The 22,207-nt window shown below is 62.9% G+C and carries 21 protein-coding genes; 11 read left to right on the top strand and 10 right to left on the bottom strand.

Annotation, left to right across the window (positions count from 1 at the left end; translation table 11 throughout):
• Positions 1-15 precede the first annotated feature (15 nt).
• Positions 16-552: a hypothetical protein gene (locus tag ACROHD_RS01430; protein ID WP_432675488.1), complete on the bottom strand. Its 537-nt coding sequence runs from the start codon at positions 550-552 to the stop codon at positions 16-18.
• A 97-nt stretch (positions 553-649) separates the two neighbouring features.
• Here ACROHD_RS01430 and yghU point away from each other — a divergent pair, with 97 nt between their 5' ends.
• The 4 genes from yghU (at position 650) to ACROHD_RS01410 (ending at position 3,775) form a co-directional block, all read left to right on the top strand.
• Entirely contained in the window at positions 650-1,522 is an 873-nt protein-coding gene (yghU, locus tag ACROHD_RS01425) for a glutathione-dependent disulfide-bond oxidoreductase (RefSeq protein WP_432675487.1), read from the top strand.
• On the top strand, positions 1,519-1,971 hold the full coding sequence (locus tag ACROHD_RS01420) for a methylated-DNA--[protein]-cysteine S-methyltransferase (RefSeq protein ID WP_432675486.1): 453 nt from the start codon (positions 1,519-1,521) through the stop codon (positions 1,969-1,971). Before yghU ends, ACROHD_RS01420 begins: the two co-directional genes overlap by 4 nt.
• 68 nt (positions 1,972-2,039) lie before the next feature.
• Entirely contained in the window at positions 2,040-2,402 is a 363-nt protein-coding gene (locus tag ACROHD_RS01415) for a DsrE family protein (protein ID WP_432675485.1), read from the top strand.
• A gap of 101 nt (positions 2,403-2,503) precedes the next feature.
• Positions 2,504-3,775, top strand: coding sequence for an MFS transporter (locus ACROHD_RS01410; RefSeq protein WP_432675484.1), 1,272 nt, complete (start codon positions 2,504-2,506; stop codon positions 3,773-3,775).
• A gap of 4 nt (positions 3,776-3,779) precedes the next feature.
• Here ACROHD_RS01410 and meaB read toward each other — a convergent pair whose 3' ends face one another.
• Positions 3,780-4,769: a methylmalonyl Co-A mutase-associated GTPase MeaB gene (gene meaB / locus ACROHD_RS01405; protein WP_432675483.1), complete on the bottom strand. Its 990-nt coding sequence runs from the start codon at positions 4,767-4,769 to the stop codon at positions 3,780-3,782.
• Between the two features lie 144 nt (positions 4,770-4,913).
• Between meaB and hrpB the strand changes: the two genes are divergently transcribed.
• Complete coding sequence (hrpB, locus tag ACROHD_RS01400) at positions 4,914-7,370, top strand: ATP-dependent helicase HrpB (RefSeq protein ID WP_432675482.1); 2,457 nt, start codon at positions 4,914-4,916, stop codon at positions 7,368-7,370.
• Positions 7,371-7,496: 126 nt separating this feature from the next.
• Here hrpB and ACROHD_RS01395 read toward each other — a convergent pair whose 3' ends face one another.
• Both ACROHD_RS01395 and ACROHD_RS01390 read right to left on the bottom strand, forming a co-directional pair.
• Positions 7,497-8,567 carry a T6SS phospholipase effector Tle1-like catalytic domain-containing protein gene (locus ACROHD_RS01395; protein WP_432675481.1) on the bottom strand — a complete coding sequence of 357 codons (1,071 nt, stop codon included), beginning with the start codon at positions 8,565-8,567 and terminating at the stop codon, positions 7,497-7,499.
• Positions 8,548-10,851: a xanthine dehydrogenase family protein molybdopterin-binding subunit gene (locus tag ACROHD_RS01390; protein ID WP_432675480.1), complete on the bottom strand. Its 2,304-nt coding sequence runs from the start codon at positions 10,849-10,851 to the stop codon at positions 8,548-8,550. Before ACROHD_RS01390 ends, ACROHD_RS01395 begins: the two co-directional genes overlap by 20 nt.
• Positions 10,852-11,009: 158 nt before the next feature.
• On the opposite strand from ACROHD_RS01390, the gene ACROHD_RS01385 reads away from it, so the two are divergent.
• Entirely contained in the window at positions 11,010-13,826 is a 2,817-nt protein-coding gene (locus tag ACROHD_RS01385) for a valine--tRNA ligase (RefSeq protein WP_432675479.1), read from the top strand.
• 78 nt (positions 13,827-13,904) lie between these two features.
• Positions 13,905-15,011 carry a pyridoxal phosphate-dependent aminotransferase gene (locus tag ACROHD_RS01380; RefSeq protein WP_432675478.1) on the top strand — a complete coding sequence of 369 codons (1,107 nt, stop codon included), beginning with the start codon at positions 13,905-13,907 and terminating at the stop codon, positions 15,009-15,011.
• Between the two features lie 55 nt (positions 15,012-15,066).
• On the opposite strand, the gene ACROHD_RS01375 is transcribed toward ACROHD_RS01380, so the two are convergent.
• Together ACROHD_RS01375 and ACROHD_RS01370 are read right to left on the bottom strand one after the other, a co-directional pair.
• On the bottom strand, positions 15,067-16,257 hold the full coding sequence (locus tag ACROHD_RS01375) for a pyridoxal-phosphate-dependent aminotransferase family protein (protein WP_432675477.1): 1,191 nt from the start codon (positions 16,255-16,257) through the stop codon (positions 15,067-15,069).
• Positions 16,258-16,311: 54 nt separating this feature from the next.
• Positions 16,312-17,001 carry a TIGR04283 family arsenosugar biosynthesis glycosyltransferase gene (locus tag ACROHD_RS01370; protein WP_432675476.1) on the bottom strand — a complete coding sequence of 230 codons (690 nt, stop codon included), beginning with the start codon at positions 16,999-17,001 and terminating at the stop codon, positions 16,312-16,314.
• A 69-nt stretch (positions 17,002-17,070) separates the two neighbouring features.
• Here ACROHD_RS01370 and ygfZ point away from each other — a divergent pair, with 69 nt between their 5' ends.
• Positions 17,071-17,835, top strand: a complete 765-nt coding sequence (gene ygfZ / locus ACROHD_RS01365) for a CAF17-like 4Fe-4S cluster assembly/insertion protein YgfZ (protein WP_432675475.1) — start codon at positions 17,071-17,073, stop codon at positions 17,833-17,835.
• On the opposite strand, the gene ACROHD_RS01360 is transcribed toward ygfZ, so the two are convergent.
• Positions 17,809-18,645 (bottom strand): EamA family transporter, encoded by an 837-nt coding sequence (locus ACROHD_RS01360; protein ID WP_432675474.1) that lies wholly within the window; start codon positions 18,643-18,645, stop codon positions 17,809-17,811. The genes ygfZ and ACROHD_RS01360 overlap by 27 nt on opposite strands.
• 73 nt (positions 18,646-18,718) lie before the next feature.
• Complete coding sequence (locus ACROHD_RS01355; protein ID WP_432675473.1) at positions 18,719-19,420, bottom strand: DUF2161 domain-containing phosphodiesterase; 702 nt, start codon at positions 19,418-19,420, stop codon at positions 18,719-18,721.
• A gap of 153 nt (positions 19,421-19,573) precedes the next feature.
• Here ACROHD_RS01355 and rpmB point away from each other — a divergent pair, with 153 nt between their 5' ends.
• The 3 genes from rpmB (at position 19,574) to ACROHD_RS01340 (ending at position 20,864) form a co-directional block, all read left to right on the top strand.
• Positions 19,574-19,861, top strand: a complete 288-nt coding sequence (gene rpmB, locus ACROHD_RS01350) for a 50S ribosomal protein L28 (RefSeq protein WP_432675472.1) — start codon at positions 19,574-19,576, stop codon at positions 19,859-19,861.
• A 106-nt stretch (positions 19,862-19,967) separates the two neighbouring features.
• Entirely contained in the window at positions 19,968-20,315 is a 348-nt protein-coding gene (locus ACROHD_RS01345; RefSeq protein WP_432675471.1) for a hypothetical protein, read from the top strand.
• 42 nt (positions 20,316-20,357) lie between these two features.
• Positions 20,358-20,864, top strand: coding sequence for a copper chaperone PCu(A)C (locus tag ACROHD_RS01340; protein WP_432675469.1), 507 nt, complete (start codon positions 20,358-20,360; stop codon positions 20,862-20,864).
• Between the two features lie 95 nt (positions 20,865-20,959).
• Here the strand turns inward: ACROHD_RS01340 and ACROHD_RS01335 are convergent, their stop codons facing one another.
• Entirely contained in the window at positions 20,960-21,412 is a 453-nt protein-coding gene (locus ACROHD_RS01335) for an invasion associated locus B family protein (protein WP_432675468.1), read from the bottom strand.
• Between the two features lie 86 nt (positions 21,413-21,498).
• Positions 21,499-22,191, bottom strand: coding sequence for an NAD-dependent deacylase (locus ACROHD_RS01330; protein ID WP_432675508.1), 693 nt, complete (start codon positions 22,189-22,191; stop codon positions 21,499-21,501).
• Positions 22,192-22,207 lie beyond the last annotated feature (16 nt).

The following is a 22,207-nucleotide window of genomic DNA, read 5'->3' as shown; positions in this document are numbered from 1 at the left end:
TTTTTCGTGGACGGATCAGTCGAGCAATGTCCGCAAATAATCCGGGTCCGCAAAGGTTCCCCAGCCCAGGACCATTCGGCCCGGTCCGCGTGTCGTCTGTATAGATTCAACAAAAGTGCCGCGCACGGATGTGCCGTACATTCCGGCGGGGATGACTTGCGCTTCGGAATAGATCTCTGCGCCGGTCGTGTCCCGGCAGGTCATCGTGCCCGCGCCAGACCGGTCCAGTCGCATCTCCATCGGCATCTCGCAGGTGATCCCGTCACCCGACAAGCGGGTCAGGCTGGACAGTTCGAAATCCATTTGGCTGTCGCCCGTCAGCACCCATTCGGTTCCATCGGCCAGTTGCATGACACCGGCTGCCTGAGTTCGCAGCGTGTCGGAACATCCGGTTAGCCCCGTCAAAAGAAAGGTCGTGATCGCAATAGTCCTGAGCGTTTGCATCGCAGCCTCCTGCCCGTGTTTTTCGAGGATCATCCGGCAGTTGGTGCGCGCTGGCAATGGGCGTGGGGCAGGGCCGCGCAAACCGGCGGTGCTCAGCGCAAGGGACATGTGCGTTTTCGCAGGGTCTCCCACGCCTTTCACATACCTCGGCCACATCCTATCTTTGGTTGACGACAGCGCGACTCAGCCAAGACAGGACAGCTTCATGACCGACCCCAAACCCTATGAGCCCCCCAAGGTCTGGACCTGGGTAAAGGAAAGCGGCGGCACCTTCGCCTCTATCAACCGGCCTATTGCCGGTGCGACCCATGACAAGGAATTGCCCGTCGGTCAGCATCCCTTCCAGCTTTATTCTCAGGGCACACCCAATGGGGTGAAAGTCACCGTGATGTTCGAAGAGCTTCTGGCCGCTGGCCATGACGCCGAATACGACGCCTGGCTGATCAGCATTGGCAAGGGCGACCAGTTCGGCTCGGGCTTCGTGGATGTGAACCCCAACTCCAAGATTCCGGCGCTGGTGGACCGGTCAGGTTCCGAACCCGTGCGCGTGTTCGAGTCCGGCTCGATCCTGATGCATCTGGCCGAGAAATTCGGGGCGTTCCTGCCTGCCTCTGGCCCGGCGCGGACCGAAACGCTGAACTGGTTGTTCTGGCAGATGGGCAGCGCGCCTTATCTGGGTGGCGGGTTCGGCCATTTCTACGCCTATGCGCCGGAAAAATGGGAATACCCGATCAACCGCTTTGCGATGGAGGTGAAGCGTCAGCTGGACGTATTGGACCGCCATCTCGCGGATCACGAATGGATGGCCGGCGGTGAATACTCCATCGCCGATATGGCGATCTGGCCATGGTACGGTGGCCTTGTGAAGGGCTGGCAGTACGGTGCGGGTGAGTTCCTGGACGTGGAAAGCTACACCAATGTCGTCGAATGGGCCGAGCGGATCTACGCCCGTCCGGCGGTCAAGCGGGGCCGGATGGTTAACCGCACGGCGGGCGATCCGGCAATGCAGCTGCATGAACGTCATGACGCCTCGGACTTCGATCTGCGCACCCAGGACAAGCTCGACGCCGCCGAATGATCGCCTGTGTTGATAGCCCCGTGGGTCGCCTGACCCTGACCGAGAAGGATGGGGCCATCACCGGCTTGGAATGGCGGGACGAAGATGCCACGCCAGACACTGATCTGATGAGACAGGCGGCTAGGGAACTGGCCGCCTATTTTGCGGGAAACCGGACGAGTTTCACCCTGCCGCTTGCCCCGCGTGGATCAGAGTTTCAGCAACAGTTCTACCGAGCGCTTTGCGCCATTCCCTTTGGCGAAACCCGAACCTATGGCGATCTGGCCGCTGAGCTCGGCGTCTCTGCACAAGCCATCGGGCAGGCCTGCGGGGCCAACCCCATCCCGATCCTTATTCCTTGCCACCGGGTTCTGTCCTCTACCGGGCTTGGCGGCTTTTCCGGGGCGGGTGGAATCGAGACCAAGGTGGCACTTCTCAAGCTGGAAGGCGCGGCGTCGCTTCTCATATGACCGTTTTTTAAGGCCTTTCCGGTTTCGTGCTATCCTTCGGCTCGGAACAGCCGAAAGGAGCCATGCCAATGTCCGATTTCCTTATTCATATCCACACTGGTCCGGAAAACCCCACCAAAGCCACGCTTGGCTGCCTTGTCGCGGCTACGGCGCTGAAGGCCGGTCATGATGTTCGGCTATTCTTGGCTGGAGATGGGGTGCGGTTGCTGGACCCAGAGGTGATCGAGACCCTGGAAGGGCAGGGTACCGGAAAACTCAAGGACCACATTGCCGAGATCGAGGCCCATGGCGGGAGGCTCTACCTGTCGGGCATGTCTGCGAAAGCACGGGGCTATGACGCGAGCCTGCTGGAGGGGCACCCGGCGGAATTCGCCATGCCAGATGTGCTGGTCGGTCTTGCCGACGAGGCCACCAAGGTATTGTGCTACTGATCAACCGGAGGCGCGGCAACGACCTTTCCTAGGTCGCGCGCGGGCAAGACAGGGGCGGCTGGCTGCCTAGGGTCGAAGGGTATTTCAGACTCTGAGCCCCCATGCACGAACGCCGAATACCTGAATGGCTGCGCCACGCTCCTGCGCCGGGCGTCAAGGGGTTTGCCACGCTCGCGGGATGCGAAGCGGTGGCGCGCGGCATCCTGATTTCGGTCATGCCGCTGGCGATGCTGGAGACCCTGGGCAGCGCGAAATCGGTCTCGGAGGCCTATTTCATCGTCGGGCTGCTGTCGATGGTTGCGGGGTTTCTGGTCCCTTGGCTCAACCGGTTTGTCCCGCGCCGCTGGCTCTACTCCGGGGCGGCGCTGACTTTCCTTGTCGGGGCAGTGATCGGAGCCGCCGCGCCCGACCTCATCGTCGTGACACTCGGTCTGACAACGGTGGCTGTAGCCACGCTCTTTGTCTGTTTCAACGCCTATGTGCTGGACTATATCGAACGGGTGGAGCTGGGGCGCAGCGAGACCCTGCGCATGTTCTACAGCGCGGCGGGCTGGACGATCGGTCCAGTCGCGGGCGTTTACCTTATGGAATGGTGGTACCCCGCGCCTTTTCTGATCTCGGGTGTTGCGATCCTTGGGATGTTGGGGACATTCCTTTACCTGCGCCTTGGGAATGGCAAACTGATCCAGAAGGCCAAGCGGCCCGCCACGAACCCTCTGGCCTATCTTGGCCGTTTCGCCGCGCAGCCACGGCTTGTGGCGGGCTGGCTTTTTGCCGTTATCCGGTCCTGTGGCTGGTGGGTTTATGTGGTCTACCTGCCGATCTTCGCGGTCGATGCGGGGCTGAGTGAGCAACTGGGCGGCATCATGCTGTCGATGACCAACGGCTTGCTTTTCATAACGCCACTGATGCTGCGCTGGATGCAGGGCCGGTCTGTGCGCCAGTCAGTACGCACCGGGTTCCTCGGGGCAGGCGCCCTGTCTGTCGCAGCCTTTGCACTGGCGGACTGGCCGGTGGCGGCGGTGGTGGCGTTGGCCTCGGTGTCGTTCTTCCTGATCCTGCTCGATGTCTGCGGGGGCTTGCCCTTCCTAATGGCGGTCAAACCCTCGGAACGGACCGAGATGTCAGCCGTCTATTCCAGCTTCCGCGATGTATCGGGCATTTTGACACCTGGTGCTGCGTGGCTGTTGCTGCTGGCCGCGCCACTATCATCCATCTTTGCGCTGTCCGGCGGGGCGCTGCTGGCGGCCTGGATGCTGGCCGGGCGGATGCATCCGCGTCTTGGCTTGCGACGGATTCGTATTCCGGTGCCGGAACCCGCGCCGGTCCTGGATGTGCTGCCGTTCCCGGCCCCTCCTGAGAAGGGGGCGTAGCCGGCTATTTCGGCAGCCCGGACAGAACCTCTGCCGCCGCTGCATCGGGCGATGTCTCACCCTTTGCTACCGCTGCCCCGAGCTCTGCCATGCGCGCCCGCATCGCCGGGTCGCCCGTCAAACGCGCAAGAAGTCCTGACCGCACCTCCTGCTCGAACCAGTGACGCGCCTGTTCCGCCCGCCGTTCCTGCCAGACGCCATGCTCCTTGCGCCAGTCGGCCAGCGCCTGCATCTCGTCCCATGCCCGTTCCAACCCGTCGCCCTCCACCGCTGAGACTGTCAGCGCCTTTGGGAAATCCTGCGGGTCGCGCGCGCGTTTGCGCAGCAGCCTCAGCGCCCCGGCATAGTCGGCACAGGTCCGCGTGGCTGTGGCCTTCAGATCGCCATCGGCCTTGTTGACCAGAATAAGGTCGGCAATCTCCATGATGCCACGTTTGACACCCTGCAATTCGTCGCCGCCAGCCGGGGCCAACAGCAGAACGAACAGGTCGCACATTTCGGCCACCATTGTTTCGGACTGGCCGACGCCCACGGTCTCCACAATGATCACGTCAAAACCGGCAGCCTCGCACAGTGCCACGGCCTCTCTTGTGCGGCGCGACACGCCGCCCAGATGGGACAGCGATGGCGAGGGACGGATAAAGGCGTTCTTCTGACGGCTGAGTTGCTCCATCCGGGTCTTGTCACCAAGGATGGATCCGCCGGACCGGGTCGAACTGGGGTCGACGGCCAGAACGGCAACTTTCAACCCCTGTTCCACCAGCATCATGCCGAAGCTTTCGGTGAAAGTGGATTTGCCAACGCCGGGCGTGCCAGACAGCCCGATCCGCAACGCCTGCCGCCCGTGGCCCTGCAAGGTTTCCAGCAAGGCCGTCGCCTGCGCCCGATGATCGGCCCGTGTGCTTTCAACCAGCGTCACCGCGCGAGCCAGCGCCCTGCGTTCCCCGGCAAGGATGCGGTCGGAAAGATCAGCGGGCAGGCGGGTGTCAGTCATCGGGCATCGTTTCCTGCAACGGTTCGGTGAAGCGCCAGACGTTGTTTGCCCCGCCGGATGCAGGCTTGTCTACCCGGCGCGTCGTTATAACATTCACAGGCAGCGGTTGACGCGGGCCGTTCGTGCCGCCCTTTATGGCCCGACATGACGATCAGCCCCTGGACGGACCCCAGCCAAGTGACCCGCCTGCCGATTGACCCCATCCTGCCAGATCTTGTGGCCGCCCTGCGCAGTCACGGTCGTGCCGTTTTGCAGGCCCCTCCGGGCGCGGGAAAGACCACCCGCGTGCCGCTGGCGCTGCTCAAGGCCGGGATTTCACCTGGCCGCATCCTGATGCTGGAACCCCGCAGGCTTGCTGCCCGGGCCGCGGCGGAACGCATGGCCGAGACCTTGGGTGAACAGCCCGGTCAGACCATCGGCTACCGGGTGCGCGGTGACAGCAAGGTGGGCGCTGAGACGCGGGTAGAGGTGGTGACAGAAGGCATCCTGACCCGAATGTTGCAGGACAACCCTGAATTGCCGGGCATCGGTGCGGTGATCTTTGACGAATTTCACGAACGCTCTCTCAATGCGGATCTGGGGCTGGCCCTGACATGGGAAGTGCGTGGTGCGCTTCGAGAGGACCTGCTGCTGCTGGTGATGTCGGCCACACTGGATGCAGCGCCGGTTTCCGCCCTGCTGGACAGTGCGCCGGTGATCACGTCAGAAGGCAAAGCCTTTCCGGTCGAAACCCGTTGGCGCGATGCGCCGCCGCGCAGGGAAGAGCGGTTTGAACAGTCCATGGCCACCCTGATCCGGCAGGCCCTTGCCGACTCAGTGGGGGGCATCTTGGCCTTTCTGCCCGGTGAAGGCGAAATCCGCCGTACCGCTGCCCTGCTGGATGGCCTGCCGGGCAACGTTGTCCTTCATCAGCTTTTTGGGGCCATGCCCCTTTCCGCACAGCGCGCTGCCCTGAGCCCCGAGGCCAAGGGTCTGCACAAGCTGGTGCTGGCGACGTCGATTGCCGAAACCTCGCTGACCATCCCCGATATCCGGGTCGTGGTGGACGGGGGCCGTGCCCGACGCGCGCGGTTCGATCCATCATCTGGCATGTCCCGGCTGGTGACAGAGCCCGTGTCCCGGGCCGAGGCCGATCAACGCCGGGGACGCGCGGGCCGGGTGGCGGAAGGCATCTGCTACCGCAACTGGACCAGGGGCGGCGAGGGGGCCCTGCCCGCCTTTCCCCCGGCCGAGATTGAGGCCGCCGACCTTGCGTCACTGGCACTTGACCTTGCGCTTTGGGGCGCTGGGGACGGCCAAGACCTTGCGTTCCTGACCCCACCACCCGCGGGTGCCCTGTCAGAGGCACAGGCCCTGTTGCAGGGGCTCGGGGCGTTGGACGATGCAGGCCATGTAACCGATCACGGCAAGGCGTTGTCCCGGATGCCGCTGCACCCTCGGCTTGCGCATATGCTGGCCTTGGGCGGAAAGGGGGCAGAGCGGTTGGCTGCGCTTTTGTCGGAGCGCGATCCTTTGCGTGGTCGGGGCACTGACCTGTCGCTGCGGTTACGCGCGCTGGACAACCCCGGAGAGATGAATGCAGACCGTGGCGCCGTGGCCCGCATCAAGGAAGAGGCCAGGCGGCTGGCCCGTTTCGCCAAGGGGCCAAGCCATAGCCTCGCGGAACAGGCGGCACTTGCCTATCCCGACAGGATCGGGTTGCGCCGCAAGGGGGATGCACCCCGTTTTGTCCTGTCCGGTGGTAAGGGGGCCGTGATGCCTGAAGGCGACGGGCTGGCAGGCCAGCGCCTGATCGTCGCCACGGATCTGGATGGCAACCCGAGAGAGGCGCGCATCCGCCAGGCGGTGGCCTTAAGTGAAAGCGACCTTCGGGGGCTTTACACCGACCGCATTCACTGGGTGCGGCGTTGCGACTGGTCGCGCCGGGATCGGCGGGTGATGGCGCGGGAAGAGCAGCGGTTCGGCGCGCTGACCCTGCAAGACCGGATCTGGGCGGATGCCCCGCCAGAGGCCATGATAACCGCCTTGCTTGCGGGGGTGCGCGATCTGGGGCTAGAGGTGCTCGACTGGACCAAATCGGCCCGGTTGCTGCGGGCTCGGTTGCGGGCGTCGGGGTTGGTGGACGTCTCGGATGCGGCCCTTCTGGAAAGTTTGGAAAAATGGCTCGCGCCGTTTCTGACGACCCAAACGAGCGCCGCTGATCTCAAGCGATTTGACCCGACCGAGGCGCTGAAAACCCTTGTCGATTGGGGACAGCAGCAAGAGCTGGACCGCCTTGCGCCTGCCAATTGGGTTACGCCTATGGGACGCAAGGCCGCCATTGACTATTCGGGTGAGACGCCAGAAGTCGCCCTGCGTCTGCAAGAGGTCTTTGGGACCACGACCCACCCCACGATCGGGCAAGATCGCCAACCCCTGAGGATGACATTGCTGTCCCCTGCAGGCCGTCCCGTTCAGACAACAACCGATCTTCCCGGCTTCTGGTCAGGCAGCTACGCCGATGTGCGCAAGGATATGCGGGCCCGATACCCCCGGCATCCCTGGCCGGAAGACCCCGCCCAGGCCGATCCGACGCTCCGCGCCAAACCGCGCAAACCGTGATGGGTGTGATCTTGCGGTTCGGGTCGGGGGGAGCAGGGGGGGCGTCCCCCCGCACGGACGGACGAAGGCCCCAAAGGGGTCTGAGTTCGGCCGTTCCCGGATCGACGCCGAAGGCGGCGAAACGCCCTAGCTGACCCGCAAGGCCCCGTCCGACATCACCGGCAACCCGGCCTGTCTTGCGGCGGGCAGGGCGGTCGGGTGGATCCGTTCCGACCGGTCCAAACCGATCCGCCGCTTATGCCTCAGTACGAAAATCCGGCTCCAGCCGCGCATGGTTCCGACCGACGGAGCGGCTGCATCCGTCAGGAAGCGGCTTCTCCAATGGGGGGGCAGCGGCAGCCCGCAGGCTTCTGCCTCTCCCAGCATCCAGACCAGCGGAATATTCGACAAGGGCCGCGCCGCGTTCCAGTCGCCAAGCTGACCGCCCACATCGCCATGGGTGCCGCGAAACCACATCTGCACGATATCGCCATCCCGTCCCTCGGGCAGGTCCCACAGGACAGGCGCATAGACATCGCGGGTTTCATCCATTGCCAAGGCATGACGCCCATGACGGGTGGAGGCCCCAAGTTCGTGGCTGTGAAACTCATGCGCCTGCGGGGCAAGCCGCCACAGAAGCGGCCAGCGCAGCCCGAGGGCGCGGACCGTGTCGTAGACGCCCACCAAGTCAATCCCGACCCGATCGTGACAACGGGCCGCGCGAAACGCTTTGGCCTGCGCACTGTCGGGGGCTTCCTGATACAGGCCATAAAGCCGGTCCAGCGTCTCTTCACTGATCTGTGCGGGCCTCAGCAGCCCCAGCTTGTCGATCAGCCCCGCCAATGATCGTACGGCGAAGGCCCCGCGAGAATATCCCATCAAGACCACCCGGTCGCCCGGGCGATAGTTGCGGGCCAGAAACAGATAGGCGCGTTTGATCTGGCGGTTGATGCCGATTCCGGCCAGCACCTCGACCGATCGCTTTACGCCGCGCCACTGTATGCCCGGTTCGTAGTACAGCATCACATTGGCAGAGGCGTTCAGCTCGGACAGAAGGCGGTAGGTCAGGCCAATATTTGTCTCATGGCCCCGGCGCAGCGTGGACATAGTGCCATCGAGCAGAACCACATGAGTGCAAGTCGGCCGGACCTCCGGCAGGCGCGGTTCCGGGTTCTTGAAGCCGCGCCAGAAAGACCATTTACCCCTGATCGGTGCCACTGCTCCCCTTCGCCTCCTCGATCATCTGCCAGACACGATGCGGTGTGAACGGCATATCCGCAACCCTGACGCCCAAGGGCCAAAGCGCATCCTGCACTGCGTTGGCAACGGCTGCCATCGCGCCGATGGTCCCCGCCTCGCCACAGCCTTTCATGCCGAGCATGTTGGTATCCGTATCTGTCGGTTCCGAGTGGAAATCGAAGAACGGAAAATCGCCCGCGCGCGGCATCCCGTAATCCATGAACGTGGCGGTAAGAAGCTGGCCGTTTTCGTCAAAGACCACGCGTTCGTTCATCGCCTGACCTGCCCCTTGCGCAATGCCGCCGTGTATCTGGCCCTCGACCAGCATCGGGTTCATCATGTTGCCCAGATCGTCGGTCACAGTGTAGCGCTCGATGGTTAACAAACCGGTTTCGGGGTCGATCTCCACCTCCGCGATGTGGCAGCCATTGGGGAAAGAACGGCCCGCATTGCGGATTTCCTTTTCGGCCACCAGCAAGTTGGCGTGCCCCTCTGCCTCGGCGCGTTCCGCCAGTTCCATGAGCCCCACGACCGTGTTGGACCCCGGCGCGCGAAACACAGCTTCCTCAGGGTCGAACCGCGCGCCCTCGGCGCCGATCACTTCTTCCGCGAAGGGCAAAAGCCCATCCAGCAGCACGTCAGAGGTCGCGTAGATGGCAGAGCCCTGCACGGTGACGGACCGCGATCCGCCCGTGCCGCCGCCCTTCACGATCTGATCACTGTCGCCCTGCACGATCTCGATCTGGTCCAGTTCCAGTCCCAACCGGTCGCGCAGCAGTTGCTTGTACACGGTTTCGTGCCCCTGTCCTGCGGACTGTGTGCCGACATAGACCTTTGCCCCCGTGCCGGTCAGCTCGATCTTCGCGGTTTCCATCGGCTGGCCCAGAATGGCCTCGATGTAATAGCACAGCCCCTGACCGCGCAGCTTGCCCTGTGCGGCACTTGCGGCCCGGCGAGTGGCAAAGCCGGTGCAGTCGGCTTCTCGCGCGGCCCGGTCCATCGCCCGCGCGAAATCACCGGAATCGTAGAGCTCGCCAGCCGCTGTCTTGTAGGGCATCTGGCCCGGTTTGATGAAGGAGCGGCGGCGCAGATCCATCGGGTCCATACCCAACACCCGCGCCGCATGATCCATGGCGCGTTCCAGCACATAGATCGCCTCTGGCCGTCCGGCCCCGCGATAGGCGTCGACCTGCGTGGTGTTGGTGAACACCGCCTTGTTGTTCATATAGGCCGCCTGCACGTCATAGACGCCGGGAAAGACGTGGGAAAACAGGCGGCTCTGGATGATCTGCGCGAATCCCGACACATAAGCCCCGACATTCGAGACCGTGTGCAGGCGGTAGCCTGTCAGCTTGTAGTCCGTGTCGAACGCCAGCTCTGCCGTGCAGGTCAGGTCGCGCCCGCCATTGTCCGACAGCATGGATTCCGTCCGGTCGGCCATCCAGCGCACGGGACGTTGCAGTTCCCGCGCCGCGAAAGACAGCAGGAAATGTTCCGGGTAACGCATGGTCTTCATGCCGAAGGCACCGCCCACGTCGGGTGTGGTCACCAGTACTTCATCGGGGGCCATCCCCAACCATGCGGAAATCTCGGCCTTCTTGGTCCAGACGCCCTGCCCATTCTCACACACATGCAGCCGGTCGCCCTGCATTTCGGCAGTGATCGCGCGGGGTTCCATGCTGGCGCACATGATCCGGTTGTCCTCGACCGTGACCTTGACCACATGTGCCGCCTCAGAAAGCGCCTTGTCGGCTGCGTCCTTGTCGCCCGCGCCCCACGAATAGCACAGGTTCCCCGGTGCTTCGGGGTGGATCTCCGGCCCGCCAATGGCGACACCCAGCTTCGGTTCCAGCTCGTCGAAATCCAGCACCACAAGCTCCGCCGCATCCTTCGCTGCGGCCATGGTCTCGGCCACGATGAAGACCACAGGTTCGCCCACAAACCGTACCCGGCCTTCCGCCAGAATGGGGCGGCGAGGAGCAGCGGCCTTGCCGCCGTCTTCTGTGTCGATGACCGTGAAAGGGATGGAATTGGCCAGCCCTGCCGCCACCAGATCAGCGGCTGTGACCACCAGATGTACTCCGGGGGCGGTCCGCGCCTCGGATACGTCCATTTCGGCAATCTCAGCATGGGCGACCGGGCTGCGCAGCAGGTAGCAATGCAGCGCGCCTTCGGGCACGATATCGTCGACGTACCGCCCATGCCCGGTGAGGAACCTTTGATCTTCCTGCCTTGTGACCGACTGGCTGCTTCCGAATTTCATCGCATGCTCCGCTGCTTTGCCTCATCCCCATAGGTAACAACCCCTTGGCCACTGTCCAGCCCACGCGAAAACACCCCATTTCCCGATCCCGCGCCCTTGGCCTTTCTGCGCGAAGCAGGTAAGCCAAGCGCTGACAACAGACATGGGACATCGGGCGCATGGAAAAGACCTTTAACGCCACCGAGGCCGAGCCGCGGATTTCCGCGAAATGGGAAGAGACAAACGCCTTCGCCGCTGGTGCCAATGCCAGCCGGGACGACACGTTCTGCATCATGATCCCGCCGCCGAACGTGACGGGCAGCCTGCATATGGGCCATGCCTTCAACAACACGCTTCAGGATATCCTGGTGCGCTGGCACCGGATGCGGGGGTTCGACACGCTCTGGCAGCCCGGCACCGACCATGCGGGCATCGCCACACAGATGGTGACGGAACGCGAGATGGCGGCAAAGGGCGAACCCACCCGCCGCGAGATGGGGCGCGAGGCGTTTTTGGATCGCGTCTGGCAACAGAAGGTCAAATCGCGCGGCACCATCATCGGTCAGCTGAAACGCCTTGGTGCCTCCTGCGACTGGTCGCGTGAGGCCTTTACTATGGGCGGCGCCAAAGGCGACCCCGAGGCCGGCAACGGCCCCAATTTCCACGACGCGGTGATCAAGGTCTTCGTGGAGATGTACAACAAGGGCTTCATCTATCGCGGCAAGCGGCTGGTGAACTGGGATCCGCATTTCGAGACCGCGATTTCCGACCTGGAGGTGGAGCAGGTCGAAGTGAACGGCAAGATGTGGCGCCTGCGCTACAAGCTCGATGGCGGTGAGACCTATGAACATCCGATCGAGTTCGACGAGGAAGGCAACCCGACCGACTGGGAAACCCGCGATTACCTGACCGTCGCCACCACCCGCCCCGAAACGATGCTGGGCGATACTGGCGTGGCCGTCCACCCCGAGGATCGGCGCTATGCGCACCTGATCGGCAAGACCGTGACGCTGCCGATCTGTGGCCGATCAATCCCCATCGTGGCCGACGAATACGCCGACCCCGACAAGGGCACCGGCGCGGTCAAGATCACGCCTGCCCATGACTTCAACGACATGGAAGTCGGCAAGCGCACAGGTCTGAAGGCGATCAACGTCATGACAACCCGCGCGGCGATGTTCCTGCGCGGCAATGACGATTTCGCAGGCGGCTGCCCGGCCGACATGATCGGCGCGGCCATCGAGCGTTATGACGGTATGGACCGTTATGAGGCGCGCGATGCCATCGTGACCGAGGCACGCGACAATGGCTGGCTCGACGGGATCGACGAAGACAAGCACATGGTGCCCCATGGCGACCGGTCCAAAGTGGCGATTGAGCCCTACCTGACCGACCAGTGGTTCGTGGATGCCGCCAAGATCGTGGAACCGGCGCTCGATGCCGTCCGGCAGGGCATGGCCGCGCAGGAGGCCGGGAACTTCGACGAGACCGCAGGCTACACCCGCATCCTGCCCGAACGCGACGCCAAGACCTACTACCATTGGCTGGAGAATATCGAGCCCTGGTGCATCTCGCGCCAACTCTGGTGGGGTCATCAGATTCCGGTTTGGTATGACGAGGACGGCAATGAGTACTGTGCCGCAACCGAGGACGAGGCGATTGTCATGTCGGGCGGCAAGGCGCTGACCCGGGACGAGGACGTTCTCGACACCTGGTTCTCCTCCGGTCTGTGGCCCATCGGCACGCTCAGCTGGCCCGAGGAGACCGAGGCCTACGCCAAGTATTTCCCGACCTCGACGCTGATCACCGGCTTCGACATCATCTTCTTCTGGGTTGCCCGGATGATGATGATGCAACTTGCCGTGGTCGATCAGGCCCCGTTCCACACGGTCTATGTCCATGCGCTCGTCCGCGACGAGAAGGGCAAGAAGATGTCCAAGTCCCTGGGCAACGTGCTGGACCCGCTGGAGCTCATTGACGAATACGGCGCCGACGCGGTGCGCTTTACGCTCGCCTCCATGGCTGCTATGGGCCGCGACCTGAAGCTTTCCACGCAGCGGATTGCAGGCTACCGCAACTTCGCCACCAAGATCTGGAACGCCGCCCGTTTTGCCGAGATGAACGAGTGCAAGCCGGTGCCGGGCTTCGACCCCGCAGGCGTCACCCAGACCGTCAACCGCTGGATCGTGGGCGAGATTGCCCGCGCGCGCGTGGCCCATGACGCGGCGCTTGATGCTTACCGGTTTAACGATGCAGCCAACGGGCTTTATGCCTCTGTCTGGGGTCAGGTCTGCGACTGGTATCTGGAGTTTGCCAAGCCGCTTTTCGCCTCCGGTGACGAAGCGGTCATCGCAGAAACCCGTGCCACCATGGCCTGGGTCATCGATCAATGCCTGATCCTGCTGCACCCTACCATGCCCTTCGTCACTGAAGAGCTGTGGGGCCAGATCGCGGACCGCGAAAAGATGCTGGTCCACACCGATTGGCCCGCTTATGGCGAAGACCTGATCGACGCAGACGCCGACCGCGAAATGACCTGGGTCATCGGCCTGATCGAGGCGATCCGGTCGGTGCGCGCCCAGATGCATGTGCCTGCCGGTCTGAAAGTGCCGCTCTTGCAGGCAGAGCTGGACGACAAGGGCCAGGCGGCGTGGGATCGAAACGAGGCGATGATCCTGCGGCTGGCCCGCGTGGTTGGCGTGCAAGCGGTCGATGCGCTGCCCAAGGGCGCTGTCACCATCGCCGTCGAGGGTGCGGTCTTCGGACTACCGATTGCCGATATCATCGACGTGGACGAGGAAAAGGCGCGGCTGGAAAAGGTGCTTGGCAAGCTGGCCAAGGAACTTGGCGGCCTGCGCGGGCGACTGAACAACCCCAAATTCGCCGAAAGCGCCCCGGCAGAAGTGGTCGAGGAAACACGCGACAACCTTGCCGCGCGGGAAGAGGAAGAGGCCAAGATCAAGGACGCGCTTGCCCGTCTGGCAGAGATTGGTTAACAGCTTGGCCTTTAAGGATAACCAGCGGCGCGCGGGAAACCCTTGCGCGTCGCTTCGCTTTTGGGTTCTTCTTTTGCCATGACCGGTCCACGCTACACCTCGCTCGTCCAGAGCCTTCCCGCTTCCGTCCCCTTTGTGGGCCCCGAAACCCAGGAACGGGCCCGCGGTGAAGCTTTCCGCGCGCGGCTTGGGGCCAATGAAAGCGTTTTCGGCCCATCACCCAAGGCCAAGGCCGCTATCGCCGAGGCCGCGAATGAGGCGTGGATGTATGGTGATCCAGAATCCTACGATCTGCGCGCAGCGCTTGCATCCCATCACGGGGTGGGCATGGAAAATATCGTTGTGGGCGAGGGGATCGACGGCCTGCTTGGCTATCTGGTGCGGCTGCTGATCAAGCCGGGCGATGCGGTGGTGACCTCGGACGGGGCCTACCCGACGTTCAACTACCATGTGGCCGGGTTCGGCGGTGAGCTGCACAAGGTGCCCTATGGTGGCGACCATGAAGATCCTCTGTCGCTGATCGCCAAAGCGCATGCAGCCCGTGCCAAGCTGATCTATTTCGCCAATCCCGATAACCCGATGGGTAGCTGGCATGATGCGGCCACGGTGCAGCACCTGATCAGTTCGGTACCAGAGGGCTGCCTGCTGGTGCTGGATGAGGCCTATTGTGACAGTGCCCCGGCAGATGCAGTTCCACCGCTTGATGTGGCGGACATCCGCGTGATCCGGATGCGCACCTTCTCAAAAGCCTACGGGCTGGCGGGCATGCGCGTTGGCTATGCGATTGCCGAGGCCGGGCTGATCACGTCGTTCAACAAGATCCGCAACCACTTCGGCATGAGCCGCGTGTCGCAGGCTGCTGCATTGGCGGCACTCGCCGATCAGGACTACTTGCGCGAAACGGTGAAACGGATCGCGGATGCGCGTGAAAAAATCGGCCAGATCGCGCGGGATAATGGGCTGACGCCGCTGCCATCAGCGACCAATTTCGTGACCATTGATTGTGGCCGTGACGGGGATTTTGCACGCTCCGTACTGCAAGGACTGGTATCGCGCGGAATCTTCGTTCGTATGCCGTTCACCCCCCCGCAGGATCGCTGCATCCGCGTCTCCTGTGGCCGCGACGAGGATTTGGCGGCCTTTGCAGAAGCCCTTCCCGAAGCTTTGGCAGAGGCCCGGGGCTAGGAAAATTCTTCTTGAAGAATTTTGGGTTGGAGAAGAATTTTTTCTGAAAATTCTTCTATTCCCTGGCGATGACTGCGGCCGCTGCATCCAGTCCGCCCGGCCCGTGCGGAATGCCGAGCGAGATCATCCCCGCCTGGATCGAGCCTAATACACCTAAGATCATATGCGCATTCACATGCCCCATGTGGCCGATGCGAAAGATACCATTGGCGTCTTCTTCTGGCGCGCCAAGCGGAATGCCAAGCGTGATCCCCGCCTGATGCTCCAGCCAGTGGCGAAGGCGCGTGCCTGCCACGCCACCCATCCGAACCGTTGTCACCGCGTGTGATCGGGCTTCGGCCTTTGCAATGTTCAGCTCTATCTCACTGCCCTGACCCCAGGCCTCGAACGCGGCCCAGACTGCCTGTGCCAGCACTTTGTGACGATGCCAGACCGCTTCCAGGCCCTCTTCTTTCAGGATCATATCAAGCGCTTCGCGCAGGCCGAACAGATGATGGGTGGGCGCGGTGCCGCAAAAGTGCTGATAGTAAAGCGCCGGATTGGCGCGAGGACGCCAGTCCCAATAGGGCGTCACGCAATTGGCGGCTTCGCGAGCTGCATCCGCCTTGTCGTTGAAAAAGACGAAGGCCACCCCCGGCGGCACCATCAGCCCTTTCTGGCAGCCCGCCACCATTACATCGACACCCCAATCGTCCATGTGGAATTCATCCACAGCCAGACAGGCGATATTGTCGGAAAACAGAAGGGCGGGATGCCCGGTCTCGTCCAGAACGCGGCGCAGGCCGGGGATGTCGTTCTTCACGGATGAGGCGGTGTCGACCTGAACCGCCAGAACGGCCTTGATCTTGTGGCCAGTATCGGCGCGCAGCACCTCGGCCACGCGGTCCAGATCAACGCCGGCGCGAAAGCCAAAGTCGATAACGTTCGTTTCAATCCCCAGGCCGCGTGCCATTTCCCCCCAACCCTGACAGAACCGCCCGGTTCCCAGGATCAAAATGGTATCGCCTCGTGACATTGTGTTGCTAAGCGCCGCTTCCCACGCGCCATGGCCATTGGCGATATAGATCGCCACGTCATGGGTGGTACGTGCCACCTTTTTGAGATCCGCAACGATGGTTTCCGTCATCTCCACAAGCGGCCCGGTATAGATGTTCGGTGCGGGCCGGTGCATCGCCTGCAAAACCCGGTCGGGCATGACCGACGGGCCGGGTATGGCAAGATAATGACGACCGTTGGCGAGGCTCATGGCTGGTCCTTTCTGCAGGGTATGTGCAAGCGGTAGCGGCCTGCGCAGGCGGGGTCAATTGCTGCTGTGATAGCGTTTGGCAAGCTGCGCGGGATCGGCTCCCATGCGGTATCGCAACAGGGTGAAGAGGTTCCGCCCCCCGCGTTTTATCCAACCCTCTGTCTCGTAGCGGATGGCAGAGGTTCGGGCCTCCACCGGCAAAACCGCAAGCCGCCCTTTCAGTGCTTTTGCCAACGCCACGTCTTCCATCAGGGGCTGATCGGGGTGGCCGCCAACCTGATCGTAAAGCTCATGCGAGATCAGCAATCCCTGGTCCCCGTATGGCAAGCCAAGCATCCGCGTCCGCCAATTTGCCCAGGCCGCCACGCGCCGTGCGGCCCCTGCTTCGCTGCGAAAGGCCAAGCGAAACGTTGCGGCCATGTCAGGGCTGGCGTTCATATGGGTCAGGGCAACCTCTGCCCATCCCGGTGCAAGCCACGTATCCGCGTGCAGAAACAGCAACCAAGGGGCCGATGCGGCCTTTGCTCCGCGCGCCAGCTGCCCGCCCCGGCTGGCGGGGCCGCTGACCCAGACCGCGCCCAGTTCCTTCGCGGCTTTTGCGGTTTCATCGGTAGAGCCGCCGTCCGACAGGACCAGCTCCCTCACCAGCCCCATCTCGACCCCTTCCATCAGCGAGGCAGTGCTGGCAGCCAGAAGCGGTGCGGCGTTCAGGGTCGGGATGACGATGGACAGCGGTGCAGGCATTTGGAAAAGCCCATGGTTCAGGACACTCACCCGTCCTATATGACGGGAAAGGCGCGAAAGGAAACGTGGATGACCGGGGAAATCGCAGAGAACCGCACCGTTCTGAGGATTGCTGGCACGGACGCCAGCCACTTCTTGCATGGGCTGGTGACCAATGATGCCAAACCCGGCGCTTTGGTTTATTCCGCGTTGCTCAGCCCGCAGGGCAAGTTTCTGGTGGATTTCTTTCTTCTCGACAGGGGTGAAGACATCCTGCTCGACGTAGCAAGCGATCTGGCACCTGGGCTGTTCCGGCGGCTTTCCATGTACAAGCTGCGCGCTGACGTGGTGATCGAGGAAAGCGGGCTGCCGGTCGCTCGCGGGATTGGTGACGCGCCCGCAGGGGCACTCCCCGACCCCCGTCATCCGGCGCTTGGCTGGCGGGCCTACGGGGTGGAGGGCGGTGATCCAACCATCGACTGGGACGCGATCCGGGTCGCGCATTGCATCCCTGAAACCGGTGTCGAGCTTATCCCGGATGACAGCTATATCCTTGAAGCCGGCTATGACCGGCTGCACGGGGTCGATCACCGCAAAGGCTGTTATGTGGGGCAGGAGGTCACTGCGCGGATGAAGCACAAGACCACCCTGCGCAAGGGGCTGGTCACGGTCGACATTGACGGGACCGCCCCGGTTGGCACGCCGATCATGGCGGGCGACAAACCGGCTGGCACACTCTTTACGCAGTCAGGTGGTCGGGCCATCGCCTATCTGCGTTTTGACCGTGCCAAAGGGGACTTATCGGCAGGCGATGCAGTCCTGCGCTGGTCAGAGCCGGGTGAGAATGACGCCTGACACGATCAGCACCGCCGCAACGATCTTGCCACGGTCCATCTTGTCGCCGAATAGCAGCCAGCCAAGCAAGACGGCAAATAGGATTGATGTTTCCCTGAGCGCTGCGACAAGGGCCAGCGGCGCGACTGTCATGGCCCAGACCGCAATCACATAGGCCGCAAAGCTCGCCGCTGCCGCAATCATGCCCATGACCCAGTCTCGTGCGCTGGCCCTGATCACCTCTGCCCCGCGCAGCGCAATCGCGGCTGGTGTATAGAACAGCGCCGACATCATCATAAGCCAGCCCACATATTGCAGCGGGTCGCCCGCCACCCGCGCGCCTAGCCCGTCGGCAAGTGTATAGCCCGCCGTCGCCATGGCCGAGCCGAAAGCGAAAGGCAGCAGCCGACGCGACTCTCCATTGGTGAAAACGCCCCGCGCCATGAAGGCGATGCCAAGACCCAGAACCAGCACGCCGACATAATCCATCACCCCCATCGGATCGGACAGGAACAGAACGCTGACCACCAGCACCATCATCGGTGCTGCCCCTCGTGCCAGCGGGTAGACACGGCTGAGGTCGCCCTGTTCATAGGCGAAGGCCAGAAACAGCTGATAGGCCATGTGGATCAGACCGGATGCCAGCAGCCACGGCCAAACCTCGGCCTCTGGGAATGGCTTGGTCAGGGCAACGCAAAAGCCAATGGCCGCATGTCCCACCGAAAGCAGGAACATCGAGGTCTGTTTGGACAGACCCGTCTTGATGATGGCGTTCCAGCCGGCGTGCAGCAATGCCGCGCCCAGAACCGCCAGAAGAACAGTGAAAGACATTACCTGCCACCTCGGCGGAGTGTTTCAGCGATATGACACGAGACACAGCCGAAGGGAAAACCCAAATCGGTTGTCAGGCGGTGCTTTGAGTGTCGGCCTTTGGCTGTGCAGGTTCTGGCGCACCATAGCGCTGCAAGCCCTCGATCCCTTTCGGGGTCAGGGTGTAGACGCCCTTGTCCACTTTCTCGAACCATCCGTAGTGATCGTCCCGCATCAGCGTTGTGGCTCGGTCCACCCCGGTGGCGTCTTTCACATCGCGCCCCCGTGACGGGCCCTGCTCTGCCAAATGGGCCGCACAGCGCAGGGCGTCCTGCCGATAGGCCGTGACAAGCCCCACCCGCGTTGCCCCGCCATTGTTCGGGTCGCCCACCCGGCGCGAAAACTCTCGCAACAGACGTTGGCGTTTCGGTTTGGAGATGCGCGGCGCATATGGCCCCGGATCGCAATGCGCCTCGACAAACCCGTCGCGCAATCGAACCGTCAGCAGGCCAAGCCCGAGGCGGCGACAGAGGCTCACATTTTCCTTTAACGCCTTCTGAAATCCGCGCCCGGCGCCTCGCGGAACTGCAAGATACACCAGATCGGCCAATGCCAGCCGCGCCACGCCCTGATGAAACAGGGCCAGCGAAAAGCGGGTTTTCAGCTCAACAATCACCGGGTCTTCGCCCGCGCGGAGGGCCACCACATCAGCGGCACCCACCTCTGATTTCACCTCGTAGCCCTGTCCCTCCAGAAAGGACTTCACCGGCGCGTAAAGATCGGTTTCCTTCACCATGGCGGCAGGCTATGACGAGAAACAGGGAAAGTCATCCCGAGCGGGGATGAATCGCTTGACACTGCCGGTACAGCGCCGTATCCACCCGCCAGATTTGTAGGGGCGCTGACCGGCTCAGCGCCCTTGTCCGTTTCTGAGACCGAGGATAAGCACATGTCGCGCGTCTGCGAATTGACCGGAAAAGGCCCCATGTCTGGCAACAATGTCAGCCACGCCAACAACAAGACCAAGCGTCGGTTTCTTCCGAACCTGAACGACGTGACCCTCGGGTCCGAGGCGCTTGATCGCAGCTTCAAACTGCGGATTTCGGCAGCGGCGCTCCGCTCTGTCGACCACCGCGGTGGTTTGGATGCATTCCTTGCCAAAGCAAAAGACGAAGAACTTTCGTCCAAAGCACTGAAAATCAAGAAAGAAATCGCGAAAGCACAGGCAGAAGCCTGATCTTCCCCGATCCTTTCGGCACGATTTTGCGGCCTCCGGCGTTTGCTCGGGGGCCGCGTCCTTTTTGCGCTTTGCGCAGGGCGCGCCTCATGCCTATTTAGGCGGTATGAACCGTCTGCTGAATCCCGCAACCGCTGTGCTGCTTGGTCTGGTACTTGCCATGACCTCCGTCAGCATGGCCGTGGCGCGCGGGGGCATGTCGATGACGGGCTCGATGATTCTCTGTATCGACGCCGAGCAGCAGATCGTTCCGATCGGTCCCGATGGCGAACCGATGCAGGTGACACATGCGTGCCCTGACTGCACCATCGGCGCACTGGCGCTGACCGGGCTGCAACCTCTGGACGCGCCCGAATGGCGCATGGCGCTGCTTTATGCGCGGCCCTTTACGCTGCTCGTGCATGAGACGACCGTGCAAGGAGGGCAGGGGCGTGGCCCCCCATCCCGGATCTGATCCTGAAGCCCCCCAATTCAATCAGATCAAGGAGGACGACCGATGTCGTTCAAATCCACCCTTCTCGCGGGCGCCGCTGCCCTGTCTTTCGCCCTTCCAGCCTTTGCCGACGGCATCATGGTGCAGGACCCCTATGCCCGCGCTTCGGCAGCGACGTCGCAATCTGGCGCGGCCTTCATGGAGATCATCAACCAGACCGATACCGATGACCGGCTGATCGATGTCCGGTCCGACGTTGCTGAACGCGTTGAACTGCACACCCACCAGGAAGACGCCAATGGCGTCATGCGGATGATGCATGTTGAGGAGGGCTTTGTCCTTCCAGCCGGAGAAACCCACGCATTAGCGCGCGGCGGCGATCATGTCATGTTCCTCGGTCTGACCCGCGAACTGGCCCATGGCGACGAGCTGGAACTGACGCTTGTTTTCGAACAGGCGGGCGAGGTCACGATCACCGTTCCGGTCGATCTGGAACGCAACCCGCTGCGCCAGCAGATGCAGGGCCATGGCCAGATGAACCACGGCAACATGGGCGCGGCCTCTGACTAAGCCCCGGGACAGGGCCGCAACGGTGCTGTCCCTCCCATGGCGGCCCTTGGCGGCGCGCCGAACGTTCCATCCGGCGCGCCGTCCCAATTGCTACCCTACTGCATCAGCGCAATCGCGGCGGCCTGCGCCTCGGCATATCCGTCAAGACTGACCGTGTATGCAACGCCGTCTGGAAAGACCGTGGTCTCCGAGATGAACTCGGCCGAAGTGTCGGGGCCGGCATAGGTCAGCAATACCTCTTGGGCGCCGAAACCCTCTCCCTCCCGCATCATTCCATCGCCTGGGACATGCCCTCGGCGCGTATAGGCGAAGTAGCCGAACGGATTGACGAAAACGACCAACCCGTAGCGATCCTCAATGGCGCAATCGCGTGGATAGGACCAACTGCCGCTGCCCACGGGCGTGCACAGAACACGCCAGTCGTCATGCACCGAGATGACGCGATAGGGGGTCAGGTCATAGCTTTCCAGACCGGGCTGAGCGTGGGCCGCCGGGCTGTGGGCGGCAAACAGCAGACAAAGGGCGAGGATGGAACTGCGACGGCACATGGTGGATCCTTTCTGCAAGTCAGGAGGTGTAAATTATACACCATTATGATGATGCAATCAATCTGCCTCACCGGCTTGTGAAGGGATCACGGCGCCAGCATCTCTGTCACCCAATCGGGCACAGCCTCGGTGGCTGGCCCTGCGATCACCCGGTCGAACAGCCCCGGAACGCGCGACGGTTCCAGGTTGATCTCCAGCGTCTCAGCCCCTGCGGCCTGCGCCTCCTGCACGAAACCGGCGGCGGGATAGACCTCGCCCGAGGTGCCGATGGAGACAAACAGATCCGCCTGCCACAGCGCCTCGGCGATCTGGTCCATGTGATAGGGGATCTCTCCGAACCACACGATATCGGGCCGGGTGCGCGGCGCGGAGCAGTTGGGGCAGGGGGCGTTCGGGTCCATCACGCGGGGCGCAGGCCAGCGATGGTCGCAGGCCGCGCACAACGCCCCCGGCAGAGCCCCATGCATGTGCAGGACGTTCCGGCTGCCCGCGCTCTCATGCAGATCATCGACGTTCTGGGTTACGATCAGCACCTCACCCGCCCAATCACGTTCCAACCGGGCGAGCGCTTGATGGGCAGCATTCGGGCTGGCATCCAGCGCATTGGCGCGGCGGGCATTGTAGAAATCATGCACCAGCCGGGGATTGCGGGCGAAGCCCTCGGGTGTCGCGACCTCGTTCAGGTCATAGCGCGTCCAAAGCCCGTCCTTGTCGCGAAAGGTGCCAAGCCCGCTTTCCGCCGAAATCCCCGCCCCGGTCAGGACAACTATGCGTTCCATTTCAACCCCCGTCATG

The sequence above is a fragment of the Nioella aestuarii genome, assembly GCF_050896395.1.
Taxonomy (GTDB): domain Bacteria; phylum Pseudomonadota; class Alphaproteobacteria; order Rhodobacterales; family Rhodobacteraceae; genus Nioella; species Nioella aestuarii.
The sequence above is the reverse complement of the archived record's forward strand: the minus strand, read 5'-3'. Positions and strand labels throughout refer to the sequence as shown.